The organism is Saccharopolyspora soli (assembly GCF_022678645.1).
Taxonomy (GTDB): domain Bacteria; phylum Actinomycetota; class Actinomycetes; order Mycobacteriales; family Pseudonocardiaceae; genus Saccharopolyspora; species Saccharopolyspora soli.
The window spans coordinates 1-18,639 of sequence record NZ_JALBWV010000109.1; the positions used below are offsets into that span (position 1 = coordinate 1).

The 18,639-nt window shown below is 66.2% G+C and carries 26 protein-coding genes; 3 read left to right on the forward strand and 23 right to left on the reverse strand.

The features are described 5' to 3' along the window. Window positions 1–150: 150 nt before the first annotated feature. The 21 genes from MOQ72_RS41800 to MOQ72_RS41900 all read right to left on the reverse strand — a co-directional run bounded on the left by MOQ72_RS41800 (window position 151) and on the right by MOQ72_RS41900 (window position 14,000). Window positions 151–369, reverse strand: a complete 219-nt coding sequence (locus MOQ72_RS41800; RefSeq protein ID WP_242191535.1) for a type II toxin-antitoxin system HicB family antitoxin — start codon at window positions 367–369, stop codon at window positions 151–153. Beyond that, window positions 366–569: a type II toxin-antitoxin system HicA family toxin gene (locus MOQ72_RS41805; RefSeq protein WP_277955469.1), complete on the reverse strand. Its 204-nt coding sequence runs from the start codon at window positions 567–569 to the stop codon at window positions 366–368. The genes MOQ72_RS41800 and MOQ72_RS41805 overlap by 4 nt, the downstream gene beginning before the upstream one ends. Window positions 570–583: 14 nt before the next feature. Next, window positions 584–2,062: a tyrosine-type recombinase/integrase gene (locus tag MOQ72_RS41810; protein ID WP_242191536.1), complete on the reverse strand. Its 1,479-nt coding sequence runs from the start codon at window positions 2,060–2,062 to the stop codon at window positions 584–586. Window positions 2,063–2,108: 46 nt separating this feature from the next. Further along, window positions 2,109–2,318, reverse strand: a complete 210-nt coding sequence (locus tag MOQ72_RS41815; RefSeq protein ID WP_242191537.1) for a helix-turn-helix domain-containing protein — start codon at window positions 2,316–2,318, stop codon at window positions 2,109–2,111. 322 nt (window positions 2,319–2,640) lie between these two features. After that, window positions 2,641–4,302 (reverse strand): hypothetical protein, encoded by a 1,662-nt coding sequence (locus MOQ72_RS41820; RefSeq protein WP_242191538.1) that lies wholly within the window; start codon window positions 4,300–4,302, stop codon window positions 2,641–2,643. Continuing rightward, complete coding sequence (locus tag MOQ72_RS41825; RefSeq protein WP_242191539.1) at window positions 4,299–5,306, reverse strand: bifunctional DNA primase/polymerase; 1,008 nt, start codon at window positions 5,304–5,306, stop codon at window positions 4,299–4,301. The genes MOQ72_RS41820 and MOQ72_RS41825 overlap by 4 nt, the downstream gene beginning before the upstream one ends. Window positions 5,307–5,338: 32 nt before the next feature. Beyond that, window positions 5,339–5,578, reverse strand: coding sequence for a hypothetical protein (locus tag MOQ72_RS41830; protein ID WP_242191540.1), 240 nt, complete (start codon window positions 5,576–5,578; stop codon window positions 5,339–5,341). A gap of 35 nt (window positions 5,579–5,613) precedes the next feature. Continuing rightward, a complete protein-coding gene (locus tag MOQ72_RS41835) occupies window positions 5,614–5,964 on the reverse strand; it encodes a hypothetical protein (RefSeq protein ID WP_242191541.1) in 351 nt (116 codons plus the stop codon). A gap of 203 nt (window positions 5,965–6,167) precedes the next feature. Next, entirely contained in the window at window positions 6,168–8,414 is a 2,247-nt protein-coding gene (locus MOQ72_RS41840; RefSeq protein WP_242191542.1) for an ATP-binding protein, read from the reverse strand. A 104-nt stretch (window positions 8,415–8,518) separates the two neighbouring features. Next, window positions 8,519–9,787 carry a hypothetical protein gene (locus tag MOQ72_RS41845; protein WP_242191543.1) on the reverse strand — a complete coding sequence of 423 codons (1,269 nt, stop codon included), beginning with the start codon at window positions 9,785–9,787 and terminating at the stop codon, window positions 8,519–8,521. After that, window positions 9,787–10,053 carry a hypothetical protein gene (locus MOQ72_RS41850; protein ID WP_242191544.1) on the reverse strand — a complete coding sequence of 89 codons (267 nt, stop codon included), beginning with the start codon at window positions 10,051–10,053 and terminating at the stop codon, window positions 9,787–9,789. The genes MOQ72_RS41845 and MOQ72_RS41850 overlap by 1 nt, the downstream gene beginning before the upstream one ends. After that, window positions 10,050–10,430 carry a hypothetical protein gene (locus tag MOQ72_RS41855; RefSeq protein ID WP_242191545.1) on the reverse strand — a complete coding sequence of 127 codons (381 nt, stop codon included), beginning with the start codon at window positions 10,428–10,430 and terminating at the stop codon, window positions 10,050–10,052. The genes MOQ72_RS41850 and MOQ72_RS41855 overlap by 4 nt, the downstream gene beginning before the upstream one ends. Window positions 10,431–10,519: 89 nt before the next feature. After that, entirely contained in the window at window positions 10,520–10,672 is a 153-nt protein-coding gene (locus MOQ72_RS41860) for a hypothetical protein (RefSeq protein ID WP_242191546.1), read from the reverse strand. Window positions 10,673–10,678: 6 nt separating this feature from the next. Then, complete coding sequence (locus MOQ72_RS41865; RefSeq protein WP_242191547.1) at window positions 10,679–10,855, reverse strand: hypothetical protein; 177 nt, start codon at window positions 10,853–10,855, stop codon at window positions 10,679–10,681. A 13-nt stretch (window positions 10,856–10,868) separates the two neighbouring features. Then, a complete protein-coding gene (locus MOQ72_RS41870; protein ID WP_242191548.1) occupies window positions 10,869–11,027 on the reverse strand; it encodes a hypothetical protein in 159 nt (52 codons plus the stop codon). Window positions 11,028–11,043: 16 nt separating this feature from the next. After that, the gene (locus tag MOQ72_RS41875) at window positions 11,044–11,442 is read right to left on the reverse strand and encodes an RRQRL motif-containing zinc-binding protein (protein ID WP_242191549.1); all 399 of its coding nucleotides are present in this window, start codon (window positions 11,440–11,442) and stop codon (window positions 11,044–11,046) included. Beyond that, complete coding sequence (locus MOQ72_RS41880) at window positions 11,439–11,882, reverse strand: RapZ C-terminal domain-containing protein (RefSeq protein WP_242191550.1); 444 nt, start codon at window positions 11,880–11,882, stop codon at window positions 11,439–11,441. Before MOQ72_RS41880 ends, MOQ72_RS41875 begins: the two co-directional genes overlap by 4 nt. Window positions 11,883–11,909: 27 nt before the next feature. Beyond that, window positions 11,910–12,770: a hypothetical protein gene (locus tag MOQ72_RS41885; RefSeq protein ID WP_242191551.1), complete on the reverse strand. Its 861-nt coding sequence runs from the start codon at window positions 12,768–12,770 to the stop codon at window positions 11,910–11,912. A 170-nt stretch (window positions 12,771–12,940) separates the two neighbouring features. Beyond that, window positions 12,941–13,249, reverse strand: coding sequence for a hypothetical protein (locus MOQ72_RS41890; protein WP_242191552.1), 309 nt, complete (start codon window positions 13,247–13,249; stop codon window positions 12,941–12,943). Continuing rightward, the gene (locus MOQ72_RS41895; RefSeq protein ID WP_242191553.1) at window positions 13,246–13,770 is read right to left on the reverse strand and encodes a WhiB family transcriptional regulator; all 525 of its coding nucleotides are present in this window, start codon (window positions 13,768–13,770) and stop codon (window positions 13,246–13,248) included. Before MOQ72_RS41895 ends, MOQ72_RS41890 begins: the two co-directional genes overlap by 4 nt. Beyond that, window positions 13,767–14,000: a helix-turn-helix domain-containing protein gene (locus tag MOQ72_RS41900; protein ID WP_242191554.1), complete on the reverse strand. Its 234-nt coding sequence runs from the start codon at window positions 13,998–14,000 to the stop codon at window positions 13,767–13,769. The genes MOQ72_RS41895 and MOQ72_RS41900 overlap by 4 nt, the downstream gene beginning before the upstream one ends. A gap of 279 nt (window positions 14,001–14,279) precedes the next feature. Between MOQ72_RS41900 and MOQ72_RS41905 the strand changes: the two genes are divergently transcribed. Beyond that, a complete protein-coding gene (locus MOQ72_RS41905; protein ID WP_242191555.1) occupies window positions 14,280–14,573 on the forward strand; it encodes a transcriptional regulator in 294 nt (97 codons plus the stop codon). A gap of 14 nt (window positions 14,574–14,587) precedes the next feature. Here MOQ72_RS41905 and MOQ72_RS41910 read toward each other — a convergent pair whose 3' ends face one another. After that, complete coding sequence (locus MOQ72_RS41910; protein WP_242191556.1) at window positions 14,588–14,785, reverse strand: hypothetical protein; 198 nt, start codon at window positions 14,783–14,785, stop codon at window positions 14,588–14,590. 154 nt (window positions 14,786–14,939) lie between these two features. Between MOQ72_RS41910 and MOQ72_RS41915 the strand changes: the two genes are divergently transcribed. Further along, window positions 14,940–16,340, forward strand: a complete 1,401-nt coding sequence (locus MOQ72_RS41915; RefSeq protein ID WP_242191557.1) for an NsdA family TPR-like regulatory protein — start codon at window positions 14,940–14,942, stop codon at window positions 16,338–16,340. A 195-nt stretch (window positions 16,341–16,535) separates the two neighbouring features. Then, window positions 16,536–17,048, forward strand: a complete 513-nt coding sequence (locus tag MOQ72_RS41920) for a hypothetical protein (protein WP_242191558.1) — start codon at window positions 16,536–16,538, stop codon at window positions 17,046–17,048. A gap of 46 nt (window positions 17,049–17,094) precedes the next feature. On the opposite strand, the gene MOQ72_RS41925 is transcribed toward MOQ72_RS41920, so the two are convergent. Then, complete coding sequence (locus tag MOQ72_RS41925) at window positions 17,095–17,976, reverse strand: phosphotransferase family protein (protein ID WP_242191559.1); 882 nt, start codon at window positions 17,974–17,976, stop codon at window positions 17,095–17,097. Window positions 17,977–18,639 lie beyond the last annotated feature (663 nt).

The window sequence follows — 18,639 nt, forward strand, 5'->3', positions numbered from 1 at the left end:
ATTGGAAATCGTGTTGGGTTAACAGCCCTCACGGGTTCGAATCCCGTATCCTCCGCAGGTCAGAGCCCCGGCCACGCAATCGTGACCGGGGCTCTTTTGTGTCTCGTCTCAATTGTCGTCTCAGTAGGCCCCGTTATGGAGCCTTGCCGATCAGGCCGCGCCGACCATTGCCGTGCCCACGACCGAGGGTGCGGGCACCGGGGCGCCATGCTCCCGCAGGCCCGCCAGGTGAAGCCGGACGGCGTCACGCATCAGCGAGACGCACTCCTCGTAGGTCTCCCCGGCGGCGACAACGCCCGGCAGGTCCGGCGCCCACGCGCTGAACCCGGCCTCCTCGTCGCGCTCGATGATGATGACGTAGCCGGTCACTTCGACCTCCGATCGAGTCCTGCCTGCTTCAGGATGCTCGCCGCGGTCCGCGGGTGCAACGTTGCGCTGGGCTTTCCCGCGATCGTCACCAGGCCCGGCTTCGTCGGGTGCCGGTACTGTCGATGGCTTCCCCGCGTTCGAACGAGTTCCCACCCGTCTGCCTCCATTTCCTTGATCAGCTCGCCAACCTTGGGCGGCATGGTTCCTCCCTGGCCTACGCGGGAACCGGCGCGGCAGCCGGACCGTCGCCGTCGTCGCTGTCCGGGAGTAGCGCCTCGAACTGCTGGCGCAGCTGCTCCGGCAGAACCGCGGCAAGTCGCCGGACCGCGGCAACCTCGTCTGCGGTCAACTCCGGGGCTTCGTCATCCTCCTCGTCGTCGGGCTCCGGCTCTGGCCACACCAGCCCGCTTACCTGATCAGCGATCGCGGTCACGAGTTCGTGCGGGACGTGCATGTACCGCTTGGCCATTGACGCTTCGGACCAGCCCATGATTTCCATGACTGCTGGCAACGGAACCTTCAGCACGAGCAGCATGGTCGCTGCGGTGTGCCGAGCGTCGTGCAGTCGAGCATCACGCACATTCGCCGCTCGCAGCAACGCCTTCCACGCATCGAAGTCGACCGTTGGGTGAACGGGTCTCCCCCACCTGTTGGTGAAGACCCAGCCGCTCTCGTCCCATTCGTTGCGCGCGGTTTCCCGCTCGATCTGCTGGTGTGCTCGATGTTCTTCTAGCGCTTCGACGACGGGATGTGGAAGGCCCACCGTTCGCCGACCGGCGCGCGATTTCACGTCGGTTACCACCACGCCGCCACTGTGTCGTTGTGGGCAGTGCGCGCCATACCGATGTCCGCACGGCTTTTCGTCCGGGCAGCCGTGTTTCCATACCTGCTGCTGAATCGCGCGGCGAATAGTAAGCGTGCCACTTCCCCGCCGCTGACTGCATTTCTCCGCCCGGTGGGTCTTTCGGCAGGGGCTTCCCTTGGGGCAACCGTGTTTCCACGTGATCGTGATGTCCGACCATTTCATGCCGAGCGCTTCACCACGCCGGAGGCCAAGCGTCAACGCGATGACAAACCGCGTGCCGTTCCTCGTTTCCGCTGCGGCGTCGAGAATTCGACGCGCTTCGTCCATTGTGAACGGAACGATTTCCTCCTCATCCACCCGAGGCGGTCTCGCGACCTTGGCTGGATTCTCGGTGATGTGTCGCCGACGCACTGCCTCGTTCAACGCGACGCGAACCGTTCGGTGCGCAAGGTGTGCAGTGGCGGCCTTCAGTCCGTTCTGCTGCATTCGGGCATAGAGCCGTTCCAGGTGCTCCGGCTGGAGCCGGTCGAGCCGGTGTTTGCCGACTCCGGGGATCAGGTGCTTGTAGACCGACGCGCGGTAGCCGACCATCGTGGTCGGCCGAACTGTCGCGGCTGCGATGTTCTCGACCCAGTAGGTCAGCCACTTCTCAACGGTCCAGGCCCGGCCTGGCTTGCGAACCTTGCCGGTGTCCCGCTCGCGTTCGAGCCTTCGCACCTCCGCAATGACTTCGGCCTCGTCCTTGCGCTGCACATGGCGACGGTCGATCGAGCCATCATCCTTGAACCCCACCGTGACTCGGCCGTGCCAGTAGCCGTCATTGCCGGGGTAGATGCTGCTGGCTCCGTTGGGTGCTCGTGTTCCTTCGGGGCGCTTTCTGCGCGGCATTCGGCGTTCTCCTCTGCTTGTTCCTGCTTTGGGCTTTTCGGCGGGGTCAGGCCACTTGTTGTTGGGTTGTGAGGTGGTTGATGTAGGTGTCGAGTGCTTCGGCGGGGATGCGGCGGGCCTTGCCGATGCGGATGGAGGTGATCTGGCCCTGTTTGAGGAGCCGGAACATGGTGGTGCGGCTGAGGGAGAGTCGGTGGGCGGCTTGTTCGACGGTGAGCAGGACGCGGGGTTGGTTGGTGTTCGTGTGGTTGGTCATTGGGTTTCCTCCTCGGTGGCTGCGGGGGCGGCTCGGGTGGGGTTCGCCGAAGGTTGGGAGCTGTCTCCGTGGACCTGGGTCGGTTACGTGTGGTGACGTTCTGGGTGGTGTTGGTCGGATCCGGGCTGGGCTGGCGGTTCGGGATGTTGTGTCAGGTCGGGAGTGCGGGTTTGAAACCCGCAAACCCGCATAACGGTTGTTGGCCTGGTGTTTTGGTTGCGGGTTTGGGTTTGGGGTATGGGTGTGTAAACCCGCAAAGCCGCGGGTTTGCGGGTTTGGTGGTGGCCTTGGCGGGTTTGAGCCCGTGCTCCACCAAGTTCCGTTACGGCTGGTCATGGTTGGGTTCTGCGGGTTTGCGGGTTTGCGGGTTTGATTCGGGGGGTGGTGGTGTGGCGGGTTGGCGTTCGACCCAGTAGACGCGGCTGCTGGTGTGGGTGTCGGTGACGCTGCGTAGTACGACGTCGCCGCGCCATCGGCCGATTTGTCCGGTCAACCGGCGTCCCAGGGATTTGGCGGAGGGCAGCTTGCCGGTGGGGCTAGTGGGGAAGCTCCCAACCCAGGGGTCGGTGCCCCAGTCGGGTTCGGCGCTGGCCCGCAGTTCGTTGGCGGTCAGGTGCTTTTCGCCGTGGAGGGTGTGCCAGCGCAGTAGGAAGGCGCGCCATTCGGCGGCGTCGTCGTCGAGTTCGCGGGCGGATTCCGCGTTGCCGAGGAACCCGGTGATGCCGTGGTGTTCGAGGAAGCCGCCGATGTGTTGTGCCCAGCGGGTGAACTGCCGCATCTGCGGCACCAGCGTCGAGGTCGGCGCCCCGTTCGCAGTCCAGTCCAGGATCAGCGTCAGCACGTGCCGCAGCACGGTGGCTTGGTTGGCGAGGTCGAGGATCCAGGTGTCGAGGTTGGGGATGGTGAACCCGCTACGAGCTTCCGGGCGGGGGCAGTCCGGATCGAGGCGAACCCACACGGTGCGGCTGGCCATATCCCCGCCGACCCGCAGGTTGTTGCCGGTGGCCAACCACAACCGGTCGTTGGGGAACGTCGAGGCGGTGTTGGACCCCAACCGGCGATCAGTCCACGTCCGTTCGGTCACCAACCGGGCCAGGACGGCGGAGTTGATGACGGCGCCTTCTTCGAGGTTGTCGAACACGACCACCCCGACCTGATCGGCCAGCACGGTGGTGATGGCCTTGCGGAGTTCGTCCTCGGAGTCGGTCCAGGTCAGCACGCGTTGGCCGACGAGGAGGCCGACGCAGCCCGACAGGATGGTTTTGCCGCTGCCGGGCATGGTCGCGTCGATCACCCCAAACGGGCTGAGGGCGCGGGTGAACGGGCGGATGATCGGCGTCACCAACAACCCGAGGTAGTTCGCCCGGTCCGCCGGGGTGCGCCAGGGGAAGTCGTGCAGGAACCGTTCCAACAGGAACTCTCGCGCGTGCTCGACCTGCTCCTGGGTGGGGTGTTCGGGTACGGGGTCGAGGTGGGCGCGGCTGGCGAGCAGGAAACCGGTGGCGGGGTCGTAGCCGGGCTGCTGCAACAGCGTGCCGTCCGGGCGCAGCACCGGAGTGGAGATGATCCGCCGCAGCACCGGAAGCTCCGGCCACGACCTACGCGCCAGCACCGCGGACAGCACCGGCCCCGCGGGAGAGACCTCTACCTCGGTGGGGTTGCCTTCCTTGTCCATCTCCGGCCGGATGACGTGGGTGTGTTCGGCCAGCAGACTGGCCAACAGCGGCACCCGTAGCGGAGAGGCGGACAGGGGCAGGGCCACGTCGTCATCGCCCGCGGTCGGATCCCCGGCGCCGGAGACGGCTTCCACGACCACCGGGACCCCGTCCTGCACGTAGGTGTCCGGCAACAACCGGGTGCCGACGGCGGTGGTGAGTACCCGGATCGCGTCCGGGTTCGTGCCCACCCGCACCTTGGGTCGGCCGTCGTCACCGACCGGCCACAACGACGCCCGCCCGGTGTTGCTGGTGTGTGGTTCGGTCACGCCGCACCGCCCAACCCGAACAGGGAGCCGGGGCCGTCGAGGGTGCCGCGCTGCCAGCCGCGGGTGGCATTGCGGCGGGCGGTGGCCTCCTCGACGGGTTTGCCGGTGCGCTGCCGACGCCGCACCGCCGCGGTAATCAGCGCGTCGATCGCCTCGTGCTCACCCCAGGGGGCGGTGTCGTGGGTGGCGAGGTTGGCCAGCCGCCGGGCGGCGTTGTAGACGATCCGCCAGCGTTCGCCGGGTTCGGTCTCGACCTTGCCCAGCTCGCCCTCCCACACCCGCCGCCAATAGCCAGGCGTGTGGCCGCCGGGCTGGATTGCCGTGAGGCCGGGAGCCGTCACCGCGGCGGGCCGGGTCGGTGGTGGGGTGGCGCGGCGCCGCAACCAGTCCGGCAACGCGCCGATCGACGTCGTGGTCGAGACGCGGGTGTAGGCGCCTGTGGTGTCTTCGGGTGGTGCGGTGATCTCGCAGCCGGGGGCGACGACGTAGCCGCCCTGGGCGCGGATGTCGATCTGGTGCCCCACCCGGCCGGTGGCGTCGCTGGGCAGTTGCAACCCGTCGGCGCGGAAGTACAGGTGCCGCCCATCGCTGGGCGTGGCCACAGTCAGCGTCTCCGGCCACGCCACGCACTCGGCCGCGGTGATCGCGTGCAGTGCTGCCACCCCATCAGCCACGGGAGTGGGCACGTCGGCCGCGGCGGGCTGCACCGGCTTGGGCTTGCGGTCCAAGTCCGCCACCACCAGATCCGACAACTCGGTGTTGATCCCGACGTTGACCCGCGGGTTGCGGATCACCCACCGCGTGATCAGTCCTAGGTCGAGCGTGGCGGCCAACAGCCCGTGGCACGGACGGTCCGCCGTCAAGCATGAGCACGAGGCAGGGATGCACTCCCCCGCCTTGCAGCGCGGGCAATTCCCGAACGGGCGCTTGCTCAACGGGCGCAGTGGGAACACGTACAGGCCGTGCCGGGCCAACCAGGTAGCGATATCCAGTGCAGTGGCCACGGTTCACCTCCAAGACTCGGAAAGGACTGGGGTCATCGACGGCGGTTACGGCGCCGCCAGCCGCGACGCGCCGCAGTGATCGCGCGGTGTCCGGCGCGTTCGCGCAGCCCGGTACCGCTACAGGTGGGGCAGTAGCGGATGCCGATCAGCCGGGCACGTAGCTGGCCGTGGCCGCGGCAGGTGCGGCACGCCTTGTAGGGCCAGACCAGGCAGGTCGCCAGGTAGCCGCCCAGGCCGAGCAGGGCGATCGGGGCGAGGTCGGACAGGGTCAACGGGGTTCTCCGTTCGTTGGGCCGGTGGGGTGCGTTCAGTGCCATCCGGCGGCGGGGTCGCGGCGGTTGAGTTCGTCGGTGACCCGCTGCGTGTAGTCGTTGAGCTGGTGGCAGCTCTCGACGGCATGGCGCCAGGCGGTGTGGGTGTCGGGCCAGTAGTTGGCGACCGTGCCGTCGTCGTGGCAGCTGACGGCGTACTCGCCGGGCTGGTCCAACAACCGGGCGTCGGGTCCGAACTCGGCCGGGTCCGGCGTGAACCGCTGCTGGCTGGTGGCCGGCTGCTGGCTGACGGAGCCGCTGGTGCCGGTGATGTGGCCGGGTTCGTGGCAGGCGGCGAGCCCGGCCAGCAGGACCGCGGCGGTCGCGGTACGGGTGATCGTGGACATACGTCTCCCCAAACGGTTACTGTGGGTAGTTGAATGTGGGTTAGTGAGTGCCGCAGTGAATTCCGCCGGGGCAGTGACTATTCACTGGCGGCTCACTTCACCCTTTTCACTGGGCGCTGCCAGCTGGAACGATGGGCCAGTGACCGCAGTGAGTCAGTGAACCGACGTCGCCAGCGCAGCGTGTGGGCTGGGGTTGGCGCGGGTTAGTGCTGGTCACTCACTGCCCGCACCGCCACCGATTCGGTTACGTGCTGTAGCCGAACGGAAGGGAAGCCGTTGTGCGGCTTCACCGGTACGCCGTTGGCGTCGAGGAGCTTGGCGAGATCGGCGCCGTTGAGCTTCTTGTACGGCTGGTAGGTCGGGGCCAGCTCCCGCAGCAGCGCGGCCAAGTCCCGGACCTTGACCCGCTCCTCACCATCGGGGAAGGCGGCCACCACGTCGTCGAGTAGGTCCCGCTGTTCGGGTTCGGTGACCTGGTGCGCCACCCCGGCGCGGAAGGACTTGGCGCGTTCGGTGATGGCGTAGCCCTGCTCGGTGGAGATGAAGTGGGTGCGCACCGTGGTGTGCGTAGCGCCGCCGGGCAGGTCCATCGACTCGCCCGGTGCGAGCACCACCACGCCGCGGTCCTTGCCGACACGCAGCGCGTGCGGGGCAGCACCGGTATCGACCGGGGCCTCGCCCAGGGCCATCTTGGCGATGGATTCGGTGCCGACTGGCAGGCTGGCGCGGATCATCGCGCCTTCACGCACCACCACGGGCAGGTTGGCGTTGGTGGGGTTCTGGGCGAATTCCCAGAAGTGGATGTTGACCGCGCGGGCCTGGTCATGCAGGGCTTGCGCAGCACGGACGGCGCGGGACTTCTTGCCGGTGCCGCCGATATCGCCGCCCTCGGGGTGCTCGGTGGTGCAGGTAAACAGCTTCTGCACCTCGTCCACGATGATGATCAGCGGTTCGAACCCGCTGCCCGGCTGGGAGGATTCCCGATCCACGTCGCCCTTGCGGCCCATCGCGCGCCACTTCTCGTAGCGGCGCTCCATCTCACCGACGGCCCATTCGAGCATGACGCAGGTGGCGATGAAGTTCTCGTTGCCTGCGCCTTCGATGAGTTCTTCGGCCAGCCCGGCGAACATCGACCAATCCCCGAAGCCCTTCAAATCGGCGATGCGGAACCGCACCGAGGGGTCCAGCGCGGCCCAGAGCGCCAGGGCGCGGGCAGCGGCGGTCTTGCCCTGCTTCGACAACCCCGCCAGCAGGAAGTGCTGCTGCAACAGGTTCAACTCCACCGGGTCGCCCTTGAGCGAGACGCCCCAGGGCATCAGGTCGCGGTAGATGTCCACCGGCCCGAACCCCTCCTCCAGCAGCGGCGACGGGGGCACCGGCTGGTCCAGGGCACCGGAGTGCGCGACCCACAGCGTGAATTCCCGCTCGCTGGAGGCGTCCCGCTCGATGTGGACCTCGTGCTGGCCGCGGTCGAGGTTCCCGGCCAGCTTGTCGCGGCGCGCGCTGACGTCGGCCCAGGTCACCGACCCGTGCGGCAACGTGACCTCGACCTGCACGCCGGGTCCGTAGCGGGTGACCGGCCCCAACAGCCCAGCACGCTGCGACTCGTCCGCCTCATCGATCCACTTGCGCAGCTCAGCGATCCCGAGGTTGCGCAACGCCATCACCACCGCGTGCGGCGTGATGTTGACCAGCTCCGACCGCGGCACCGGCGGCGCGAACACCGCTGGAACCGACTGGTTGCGGCGTCGGGTGTTGTAGCCCTTGACCAGCACCCCCGCCACGACTGCGAGCCCCGCCCAGGGCGCCCACGAGGCGGCCCACACCGCGAAGTCGAAACCACCTGCCAGGGCATTGAACAGGCCGTCCCACACGTCCACAAAGGACAGGCCGTCGGGGCGGAAGAACGCCACCACCGAGACGATCAGGGTCATGGCCAGCACCAACACGGCCAGCCCACCCAGAATCACGGGCAGTTTGACCAGGAACTTTCCCCACACCTGGATGCGCTCCAGAAACAGCCGCTTGTTCTCGGTGCGCTGCTGCTGCAACGCCGCGACCGTCCCATGCTCCCCCGCAGCCTGGGCGGCGCGGATCTGCTCATCGATGTCGCGACCGGTCCACCGCCCGTAGATGGCCGAGAAGGTGTCGAACGCGCCCCCGCCCAGGTAGTACAGGTGGCGGGCGGTGAACTTGACGGCTTGCTTGCCCACCGGCAACGCCACCTCGGCGGCGTGCTTGGCCTTGCCCGCCAACGCGGGCGGAATGCCCCGGCGAGGCTGCCCGGCCAACTCGGCCGACTGATCGTCGTGCCCGTCGGTCGTTTCATGCTGGTCGTGGTCGATGCGTTCGGCGACCGCGCGCACCACCGCCTGGCCGTCGGTGGGGTCGGTGTCGCGGTGAGGGAACCGGATCACCTCACCCAGAGCGTGGTTCTCGTGCGGCATCATGTCGTTTCACCTCTCGGCGCAGCCGATAGAGCAAGAAAAAGGGATGGGTCGGTCCCGCCCCACCACCACGTGTGGCGGGACCGTGTGCTGTTCAGGGGTGGTTGTTAGGCGGCTGACGCGGCGTCGTCGCGCCATTCGGTGACGAAGTCGCGGGCGTTCTCCCAGCGGGTGTTCAACCGCTTGGCGATCGCGTTGACCGTCTCGGTCGCCGGGTCGAGTTCCCCGGTGTTCACCAGGCGCCAGAACTCGTCGCGGGCACGGTCCTTGGACCCGTAGCGGGCGGGGTTGTCCGGTCGGTTCTCGGCTTCTCCGGAGAACCTGCCCTGGGGCTTCTCCCGATGCAGGTCACAAGCGGTGGAGAACCCCTGGTTCGCGCCAGGCTTCTCGACCCCTCCCGTGGTCTCGTCGGACCACTCCCGGAGGGCTTGGCGGATGTCGGTGACCAGGCGGGGAACCAGGTAGGCCGAGAACGCCAACCCAGCCGGAACCACCAGCCACACCAGATCCCCCGTCCAGTGCCCGGCGGGCAGCCAGTGCAGGACCACGTTGAGCACGATCGCCATCAGAGTGAGGCCGACTTCCATGCCCACATACCGGTTGGTCCGAAACGCTGCTGAAGCGCCACGGGAGAAGTCCGGCTTGGGCAACGCACCCAGCATCTGCGCGAGCAGGATCACCAGTAGCGGCCAGGTGAACAGCGGCTCCACCGCCCAGTTGACCAACCAGGTCTCCGGGTTGATCCGGCCCAACTCGGTGAACACGTTCACCGCACCCGCCGCTACCGCGAACACCGCGGGCACCAAACCCAAACCGGGCAGCCACTTCTCCGCCCACGTCAACCGAACCAACGTGGTCGTCGGATCGGTCGCCCGCTCCCGCCGCCGCTGTGCGGCACGCACGTCGTTGTCGTGCTGCCGCTCAGCGTCCGCGACCTTGGCGTCGTGCTCGATCTGCGCCCGCTCCTGCGAGAGTTCGTGCTGGTGCCGGGCATCGGCCAGGGCACGCCGTTCGCCACGGTGCCGCGCCCCCTGGGCGATCACCTCGGCGATCTCGTCATGACTGGGCGCCTCGGCCAACTCGCCGACGTCGTAGCGGCGCATCGCCCGCGACCGGCGCACTGCGGCCTCCACCGCCGCCGGGTCCGGCCGGTACGACCGCACCGCCTTGCCCTTGCGGTCCCGCACCACCGGCCACAACTCCACATCATCAACCTCGACCTCGGTCGCGGTCTCGATCGGCGGGATGCCGTGCGGGTCGGTCTCCAACGTGTTCTCGCTGGTCCACCGGTAGGACTGCATGTCGCGCTCCGGGCTGTCGTCGTTGGTGGCGAGGTAGGCGTCCACCACGTCCCCACCGGCCTGCCGCATCGTCATCACCGAGCCACCCCCACCAGTCGAGGCCACCGCGGGGCCGGAATGGACCAGCCCACCGCATCCGCCGCCACGATCACCACGAACGCCACCACCACCAGCGGAAACACCGCCATCAACACCGCGGTACGCACCGCACCCGATACCACCGCCCACGCCAGCAGACCCACCGCAGGCAACCCCGCCGTGAACAAGCCCAGGGCCACGAACCGCACACCGATCACCACCAAGCCCAACGCGATCAACAGGACTTCAGCCAGGGCCTTCATGACGTGACCTCCTCGGAATCGGTGGAGTGGGTGCTCTCGAACGCGGGGCAGCAGGCGCGGTCGCAGTACCGCACCTCGTGCGGGCACGACCCGGCACGAAAGTTGTCGGCGAAGGGGAGTCCCTTGCACAGGCACGGCAGCCACTCCGACCAGCCGTGCCCGCGTTCGGCGCACAACCGCCGGGCCTCGCAGACCTCGCAGCGCAGCCGCCCGTCGCCATCAACCACCACCCACGCCTGCTCACCGTCGTAGGGCGTGGTGATCTCCTCCAGCGCGTCAGCCGTGGTGTCGAAGTGCAGGACACCATCGGCGTTCTCGCCGAACAGCTGGCCGCACTCGTCACAACGGGCCGTCACACACGGGTGTTGCTCTAGCATCGAAAGTCCTCCAGGTCAGTTCGCTGATCGATGGGAGGCCCGGCCCACCAGGTGTTCTTGGCGGAATCGGCTGGTGGGCCGGGGCGGGGTCATTCCTTGCCAGTGCCGTCGCAGTCCGGGCATTTCACCGACTTGTTGGGCTCGCCACCGAAGCCGCCGGTCCACAGCACCCCGGCGCCATCGCATGCCGTGCAGACACCCGGAGGAACCTGGTTGAAGTCGCGGTTGGAGTTGCGTCCCATTGCTGATCACTTCCCCGCTTTCTTCGCGGCCTGGCAGGCCGGGCACTTCGGCGTGACCGGCCCGAGGTACCAGTACTCGGACAGGCTTTCGCTGGTGGTGGTACGCAGTCCGCACCACGTAGTCACCGACCCGTCCCACCACGACTTCGTCCGCGTCGCGTGCCACACGTTGTCGCTGCTCACCTCGCATGCCTCCTCAGCGCCGCCACCACGACACGTTGCGGGCCGCTTCGGCGACTCGGTCGTTGGCGGCCAGGTAGGCGTCGGTCTCGGCCCTGTCCCGCTTGCTGACCTCCTCCAACTCGGCTTTCGCGGCTTCGTACTCGGCCACGGCTGGGTTCTCGTTCTTGCTCATCGGGTACTCCGTTCGTTCAGGCCACCGCAGCGGCGATGGCGGTCTGTTCGCAGTTCCAGCAGGTTCGGGTGGTGCGGGGCAGGCAGTGCCCGGCGTCGCGTCCACATCGGACGCAACAGCGCCGCGCGGCCATCGCCGTCACCAGTGCTTTGCGTTGGGCCAGGCTGGGAATCCGCTTGGGCCGGGCCTTGGCGACCTCGTACAGCCCGGCCCACGCCTTCCCCCGGCGCCACACGATCTGCGCGACGATGCCCTGCCCACCAGGGCACAACCCGGCCGCTCGCAGTTGCCGTCGGGTCGCCAGCCCGGACGGGGCCAGGCCGAACGGGAAGGTCGGCAACCCGTCCTGCCACCAGCCCAATTCCCACCGTCCGTCGGGCAACTGCACCCGCTGCACGGGCTTCCGGCGCGTCATGACCGGGCGCCTTCGGCACGCTGCTGGTGGGTGGTGGTGGGCAGGACGTCGCGGTCGATGTCGCGGTGCTCGACCACCGCTGCGATGCCCAGGTCCACCAGCACGGCGGTGATCTCGGCGGCGAGGACGTAGCTGCGGTGGCGGCCGCCGACGCAGCCCACCGCCCACACCACCGGCTCGCCGTTGGTGTCGCGGATCAGGTCGTGGATGGTGTCCACGGCGTGGTGGATCAGCCCCCGCGCGCCGGGCGTGGCCAACACGTGCTCCCGCACCACCGGATCCCGGCCGGTCAGGTACCGCATCGCGGGGTTGTGGTGCGGGTTGCGCAACCGGCGCCGCACATCCACCGTGACGTCCGCCAACGGCGCCGGGCCGTGCCCGTAGCCGAAGCTGGCCACCACCGCCTGCACCCGAACCCCGGTGCCACTGTTGCTGTTCACGACTAGCCCTCCACAATGGCCGGTTGGTTAGAGTCGCTGGCCGTATTGCTCGATCTCGGACACGGCGCCCGAGACCAGCTGGTGCAGCTCGGTGATCCGCTGCTCGGAGAGCTCGCTGAACGCCCCGATGGCCTGCTGGACCCCGGACTGCGGGCTTTGGCCGACCGTGGCGTGCAGGCGCCCGGCGATCTCGCTGGCCCACTCCTGGACCTGGGCGAGGGCGGCTTGAATCTGCTCGCTCTTGGCCCGCGTGTCGGAGATCGTGAGGATGATCTCTTCGATTCCAGCCATGTCAGTACCTCCTGTGGTTGTGGTTGTTGCGGTAGTGGCGGGCGCCGGGGGCGGCGCCGGGGATTCGGCGACCGGCGGTAGGGATGCGGGCCGCGGCCGGTCCAGGTCGCGGATCACTGCCCGCATGACCAGTGGCGTGAGGTTTCCGCCGAAGTAGTCCAGCGATTCGGCGACGGCGTCGATGTAGCGCGCGTACTCCGGCCAGTTCTGCTCAGCCGCCCGCACACCGCGATCGACCGTGGCGGCATCGCCACCCTTCCCGTAGACGACGCCGATATCGCCGCGCGACTCAGCCGCGACCGAGAGCAGGTGCGCCTCGTCAGCGAGTCCGTTCTCGGCCAGCCACTTCCGATCCGAAACCCATCCGGCCATTGAGATCTCGGCAGCAGCGTCGAGATCAAGCTCGCCCGAGTGCTCCCAGGACACGTTCCCCAGGGCCTCGACGTCGTCGTTGGTCACGTCGCCGACACGGATTTCCGTCACGCTCATGCCCCGCAAGTGAGCGACGACGGCATGGGCGGCCTCGTGGCGGATCACCTTGGCCCGGTGCTGCTCCCGGGTGAGCAGCCCGGTCTGCTGCAGCGAGACCGACGGCATGATCGACTCGGAGACCGAGGCAAAACGATCAGCCGTCCGCTGCGCCGCCTCGATGCACGCCTGGCAGTTGTTGACCGGCGGAAGATGCTGGCCAGGCTGCCACCCCTGAGTAAGGATGCGGTGCTTACATGCCTCGCACATGCACTCAGCCGCCGGACGGAGCATCACCATCACACACCCCGACCCTGCGCGGCTCGCGCCTCACTGTCGCGGTAGGTCCGAGCAAAGCCCCGGTAGCGTTCGGCGAAGTTCTCGGCCCGCAACTCCGCGGCGAACATCGCCGACCACACGACCGGCTCGCTCGCGTGCTGGGCCAGCACCCGCCAGCAGCACGCCTCCCGCTCCCACAGCGCAGCCACCTGCTCCATACGCTGCGACGAATCACGCGCCGCCGGGTCGTTCCTCTGATCCCGCAAGCGGTCCAGCACCGCCTGCACCGCACGCCCCAACCAGGCCGGGGAAAACGTCGACAACGTCACGCCGCCACCCCCGCCCGATCGTCGAGGACGGCAAGGTGCTCGATCTCCGGACGCAACACCGCCAACACCGCGCTCGCCCGGTCCGCGTCGCTGTCGCCGTTGTCGTCGGCCCACCGCAACACATCCGCGACATGCCGCCGCAAACCCGGAACCGGGGCGCCGGAAACTCGCTCGATCGCCGCGAGCGCTCGCTCCGCAGCCGCCGCAACCTCGTTCGCGTCACCCTCGACCGCGGCCAGACGACGCCACTGGCGGATCGTGCGGCGCTCGCTCTCGGTGGTGCCGCCCCAAATCCCGTGTTCGCCCCGACGAATCGCCACCTCACGGCAGCTGTCGATCACCGGGCACACCGCGCAGATCGCCTTCGCCTTCACGACCAGATGCGTCTGCCCCGGCTCGGGGAAGAACACCTCCGGATCGGTCTCCGCACACTCCAGAGCCGCACCAAACTCCGCACCCGGCAGACGCGTCAACAGCACATACAACGCATCAGCACGATCAAGACGCTCCTGCGAAGTCATGCGATCGCTCCCGTGTCCTGCTCGTCGCCAATCGGGGACATGCCCAAGCTGCGGAGGTAGTTGTTCAGCGACTCGGCCGGGATGCGCAGCGCGCCCTTGCCGAACCCGATGCGGACCGAGTGCAGTTGGCCCGACTCGGCCAGGCGGTAGACCGTCGAGCGGTGAACGTCGAGGATCTGCGCGACGGCTTGGACTCGGAACATTCGGTCCGAAGTACCGTTGACCTGCATCGTTAGCGCTCCTTGCTTTCGATGTGCGCCCCGGCTGGTGTTGCCCCACCTGCCGGGGCTTCTTGCTTCCGCTCAGTCGCTCGGTGCGATCACTGCGACACCTGCAACCAATGCGAGTGCTAATACAACAACTAAAATTAGTCATGTCAAGCGTGGATGTGTCCCACCTCTGGAAGGTCATGCAGGATTAGGACTAGTGTTAGCGGCGATATTCGCAGCTCAGAAGGGGTGGATATGGCGAAGGACTGGGACGCTGTCGCGACGGCTATCAACACCCGGATGGAGCAGCTGGAGCTGACGCAACAAGAGGTCGCGAACCGAGCTGGCGTTGCGCTTCACACCGTGCGCGAGCTCCAGCACAACCTCATCGAGCGCAAACGCACTGCTCGAACCCTCGAAGCTATGTCCGAAGCCCTGGAGCTTCCTCGGCCGTACCTCACTGCCGTGCTCGAAGGTCACCCGCTGTCTGCCACCGACTCGCCAGAGGAACGCTCGCTCGACGATGTCTACGCCAAGCTGGCTGACGTAGCGAAGCGCTTGGCGGCCGTCGAGCGCAAGCTGCGCGAGGACTGAACAAGCGGCTGTTGTCAAAGCAAGCCCCTGAAGAACGTCGAGAGCCCGTCGACGGCGGCCATGAACCAGTCGAGCAGACCCTTAACCAGCGCTGCCGCGTCGGTCGGGCTCTTCACGATCAGGCCCAGCAGTGCCAGCATCACTGCGGCTCCGACCACCTTTCCGAGGACTCCTCTGCCGCTGCTGACGCCGGGGATCACCTGCTTACCCATTACTGCCTCCTTTAGTCCGGTGATTCGGGACCGTCCTGTGGGGACTGGTCCGGGCTGCTCTCGCTTACGACTCAAGGAAACAGCTGGGAACTCTGAGACAACAGGGCACACAAGGGGGCACACTTGAACACTCGGAGGCGCAGTCGGAGGTGACATGGAGGGCAACGAAGACCTCGCTGCCCTGATGCGCGAGGCCGGTTACCTGAAGGACGACGGCTCGGTGGGCCTGAAAGTATTCGCCCGAGCCGCAAGTCGACACTCGAAGCGGGAGTACACCCACACCTACGTCAAGCGCTGGCTCAGCGGCATGATGCCGCGCGACGACATGACACGCCACGCGATCACTCGCGCCTTGAGCGATCGACTCGGTCGACCGGTCGGGCTCGACGAAATCGGCTTCGGTGTGGCTGAGAAAGTGCCCGCTGACCTGGGCCTTTCCTACCCTGACAAGGCGGTCGACGGATTCTCCGCCATCGGTGGTCTTTGGCGCGCAGATCTCGCCAACACTGCGGTTCTGCTCAATGCGCCAGCCAATGTCGGCGCATGGAACGAGGCATCGCTGTCGTGGCTGGTCTCCGCCCGTCACGACGCCATGAGCGGCACAGGAAAGCGCCGTGTTGGACCCGCAGATATCACCGGAATCCAGAGCACCACCGAGCTGTTCGACAAGCTCGACGGCCAGCACGGCGGTGGCCATGCACGGCGCGCCCTGATCGAATTCCTACGTACCGACGTGGACGCGCTGCTACGGGGCTCCTACAACGACAGCACCGGGCGCGAACTGTTCAAAGTCGCATCGGAGGCCACTCTTCTCGGCGCGTGGATGTCCTACGACGCTGGCTTGCATGGACTCGCTCAGCGGTACTTCATTCAGGCGCTCAAACTCGCCGAATTGACCGGTGACCGGCTACGCGGGGCAAGCATCCTCGATGCGATGAGCCACCAGGCAACCTTCCTCGGCAAGTACCGCGAGGCGGCGAACCTCGCGCGGGCCGCGCGAATGGGCACGGAAACCGCGGGCTCACCCAGCGCGTCCGCGCACTTCTACGCAATGGAGGCGCGGGCGCTGGCGCGGATCGGTGATGCAGCGGAGTGCGACCGCGCCATGTCTGCCGCAGTCCGCGAGTTCGAGCGCCGGAATCCAGACGATGACCCGGCTGACTGGTTCGGGTACTTCAATGAATCGGAGTTGGCCGCTGAACTCGGCCACTGCAATCGGGACCTTGGCCGGTCGGTCGATGCGAGCACATACGCCTCGCAGTCCCTCGGCCCTGCTGAAAGTGGCTATGTCCGGAGCGACTTCTTCGTAACGATGGTTCTCGCCGACGCATACCTGGACCAAGGTGAGGCAGACGAGGCTTGCCGGGTCGCGCTGGATGCGCTTGCGATCGGCGAGCAAATCAAGTCTGCTCGGTGCCAGGCATACGTCAACGAGTTCAGGGACCGGCTATCCCGCGTTGGGAAGAGCCCGGCCGTGCGTGATTTTGTTGAGCAAGCCTCGAACACTCGATTGTGGCGGCCGGAAGACGCTAGAAGGGTGCCCAGTCATGCCTAGTGACCTGGTTTCATGGGGTTGACCTGTTTGCGAACCTCGACAGCCGCGCGCGGACGACGATGGACGTCTGTCGTTCGTGGATGGAGACGTGAAGGACTTCTTGAACTGAAAAGTTCACTCGCATCGGAAAGAAGCACGTAGGGCTAGGTCTCGATCGAGATGGTCAGGCTCCCTGACTGGGAGGTGTCTACTGGCGTGGTGCAAGACGTTGGTTTCTGGGGGGCCGTGGGCCTGTGGTGGGACGGTCAGAAGCTAGAGAACTTCACCATGTACGGGTGGCCGATGCTGTATTGGGCGCGCCTCGGGAAGTATCTTCAGTTTATCGGCGGCGCGCTCGTGGTCTTGGATCTGATTGGTGCCGAACGTATCCGAAATTGGTCGGAGAATATAAAGAAGCTCGGTCTAGTCGTAGTCGATCGCATTGCCGCATTGATTACTCCGCGGCGAATAGTGGGAGTCATTAAAACTCTAGGCTTCGTGGCTGGTGCAATACTGACGGGATTGATTATTAATCCTGGAATTTCATTACTTTTAGCTATAGTTAGCCTTATCCTGCCTCCTCTTTTGGCGTTTCTTTTTGCATTGCAGTTCGGCTTTATTGTATGCCTTGCATGGTTAGTTGGATTAGGAAAGCATGGTCACGCTGCTAAATGGGTAGCCTTCTTTCTGTTGACGGTCGGATTCCACTTAGACCTACTTGGGTCTTAGATAGAAAAGTGCCCCTTCGCGCAAGAGTGCTGTTACTCCGGGGGTGCTAAAAAGGTGCCCAATCGAGCCTAGTCCCGCCTGATCTCATGGCTTCGACTCGCTTGCGTACCTCGGCGGCGGCGCGGTCATCCTCCCCGGCCTTGCCGCATAGCCAGAGAGTCATTGCGACCTCTCTGTAGTCCGCTAGGACGGGGTAGCCTGCCCATTCCATGATGTTGAAGCCGTACACCTTGACGAAGGTGCGGTACTCTTCCTCGGTATGCCAACCGAAGCGCTCATAGAACAACGCGGTCTGTACCAGGTCCCATTCCCTAGGTCCTGCGCAGAAGCTGTCGAGATCGATTAGCACAGGGTTACCGTCACGGTCCAGAATGACATTTCCGATGTTGGCGTCACCATGGATGGCGCCAGGTCTAAGTGGAAATTCCAGTTTTCCGTATTCATCACGGATACGAGTGATTCGTTCGCGCAAGAAGGAAGCATCATCGACTGCCAGGTTGGCCAGGTCCGACAGGCGACTGTCGAGTTCGGCAAACGGCTGCTTCGTGGGCAGCGACAGCGGTGGTTCGGCAAGCTCGTGCAGGCGGCGGATCAGCTCGGCGACGCGGTCGATCGGCGCGTATTCCTCGCGTTCCGACACTGATTCCCAGAAGGTTGCTATGTGGCCAGCAAGGTCAACCGGTTGGTCAACATGCAGTGCTCGCGTTGCCGGGTAGGACTGCGACTCCAGCCACCGAGCTACAGCAACCTGCTTCTGGGCGTTCTCGATCGACTCGCTGTCGCGGGTGATGCGGACGATTACTGGGGTCTTCAGGCGGTATACCGCGTTGGAGCCGATGCGGATTAGCTCGGCACCAGCCGGGTCAAGTCTGGCGTGTCCGCACGCGGCCACCAGTGCGTGTTCCGCGGTCTCCTCAGTCAAAGCCATCGGCTGGCCTCTGTCCTTCCTGTTCGCGCTGCAGCTACGAACGTACCGGTGTCTTCCGTACTGTCTATGCCTCACGAGGAGGCGCCTTGCGGGCCCGGAGGTCTTCGCTGGCGTACCGAGCCTCGTGGCTTGGTTTGGGGGGATCCCGCTTGCCGTCGCGTCAGCAGCGGCGATCTGAGGAAGCGCTGAGATCTCCGTAGAAGCCACGAAGGGCTTCGGTCGGGGAGAAGGATCCCAAGGAAGTTGCTATGAGCTTCTGAGGCGCCCGTGATCTCGGCTCAGTTGTCGGCCCAGTTCGCCCGCGGTCACTATGCCGCGCTTGTCTCAGCTGTCGCCTCTGACCAGCAGTTCTTGTCATTGCTGACCGCCTGGCACCGATCTTCGTCGAACTCAAGGGACGCTGAGATCGCCGTAGACGCTACGAACCGGCCGGGGCCATGTCGATGGACCGGCCAGTATGCTCAAGGGCTCTCAGCGGTCCACTTGATCGGCTCAGTTTTCGGCTCAGTTCGCACCCACGCCAACCGTCCCCGCTGTTTCAGCAATGGCGCTGACCAGCTCAAAGGTTCCGCTAAGCACCCGTGTTGACCTTCGGCACCGGAATTGGAAATCGTGTTGGGTTAACAGCCCTCACGGGTTCGAATCCCGTATCCTCCGCAGGTC

What these genes read in the sequence shown, in the direction of transcription:
- MOQ72_RS41805 (WP_277955469.1), bottom strand. Translation starts at nt 569, where the DNA reads ATGCCGCCCAAGGTTGGCGAGCTGATCAAGGAAATGGAGGCAGACGGG.
- MOQ72_RS41810 (WP_242191536.1), bottom strand. Translation starts at nt 2,062, where the DNA reads ATGCCGCGCAGAAAGCGCCCCGAAGGAACACGAGCACCCAACGGAGCC.
- MOQ72_RS41815 (WP_242191537.1), bottom strand. Translation starts at nt 2,318, where the DNA reads ATGACCAACCACACGAACACCAACCAACCCCGCGTCCTGCTCACCGTC.
- MOQ72_RS41835 (WP_242191541.1), bottom strand. Translation starts at nt 5,964, where the DNA reads ATGTCCACGATCACCCGTACCGCGACCGCCGCGGTCCTGCTGGCCGGG.
- MOQ72_RS41840 (WP_242191542.1), bottom strand. Translation starts at nt 8,414, where the DNA reads ATGATGCCGCACGAGAACCACGCTCTGGGTGAGGTGATCCGGTTCCCT.
- MOQ72_RS41845 (WP_242191543.1), bottom strand. Translation starts at nt 9,787, where the DNA reads ATGACGATGCGGCAGGCCGGTGGGGACGTGGTGGACGCCTACCTCGCC.
- MOQ72_RS41850 (WP_242191544.1), bottom strand. Translation starts at nt 10,053, where the DNA reads ATGAAGGCCCTGGCTGAAGTCCTGTTGATCGCGTTGGGCTTGGTGGTG.
- MOQ72_RS41855 (WP_242191545.1), bottom strand. Translation starts at nt 10,430, where the DNA reads ATGCTAGAGCAACACCCGTGTGTGACGGCCCGTTGTGACGAGTGCGGC.
- MOQ72_RS41860 (WP_242191546.1), bottom strand. Translation starts at nt 10,672, where the DNA reads ATGGGACGCAACTCCAACCGCGACTTCAACCAGGTTCCTCCGGGTGTC.
- MOQ72_RS41870 (WP_242191548.1), bottom strand. Translation starts at nt 11,027, where the DNA reads ATGAGCAAGAACGAGAACCCAGCCGTGGCCGAGTACGAAGCCGCGAAA.
- MOQ72_RS41875 (WP_242191549.1), bottom strand. Translation starts at nt 11,442, where the DNA reads ATGACGCGCCGGAAGCCCGTGCAGCGGGTGCAGTTGCCCGACGGACGG.
- MOQ72_RS41885 (WP_242191551.1), bottom strand. Translation starts at nt 12,770, where the DNA reads ATGCCGTCGGTCTCGCTGCAGCAGACCGGGCTGCTCACCCGGGAGCAG.
- MOQ72_RS41895 (WP_242191553.1), bottom strand. Translation starts at nt 13,770, where the DNA reads ATGACTTCGCAGGAGCGTCTTGATCGTGCTGATGCGTTGTATGTGCTG.
- MOQ72_RS41900 (WP_242191554.1), bottom strand. Translation starts at nt 14,000, where the DNA reads ATGCAGGTCAACGGTACTTCGGACCGAATGTTCCGAGTCCAAGCCGTC.
- MOQ72_RS41905 (WP_242191555.1), top strand. Translation starts at nt 14,280, where the DNA reads ATGGAGCAGCTGGAGCTGACGCAACAAGAGGTCGCGAACCGAGCTGGC.
- MOQ72_RS41910 (WP_242191556.1), bottom strand. Translation starts at nt 14,785, where the DNA reads ATGGGTAAGCAGGTGATCCCCGGCGTCAGCAGCGGCAGAGGAGTCCTC.
- MOQ72_RS41915 (WP_242191557.1), top strand. Translation starts at nt 14,940, where the DNA reads ATGGAGGGCAACGAAGACCTCGCTGCCCTGATGCGCGAGGCCGGTTAC.
- MOQ72_RS41925 (WP_242191559.1), bottom strand. Translation starts at nt 17,976, where the DNA reads ATGGCTTTGACTGAGGAGACCGCGGAACACGCACTGGTGGCCGCGTGC.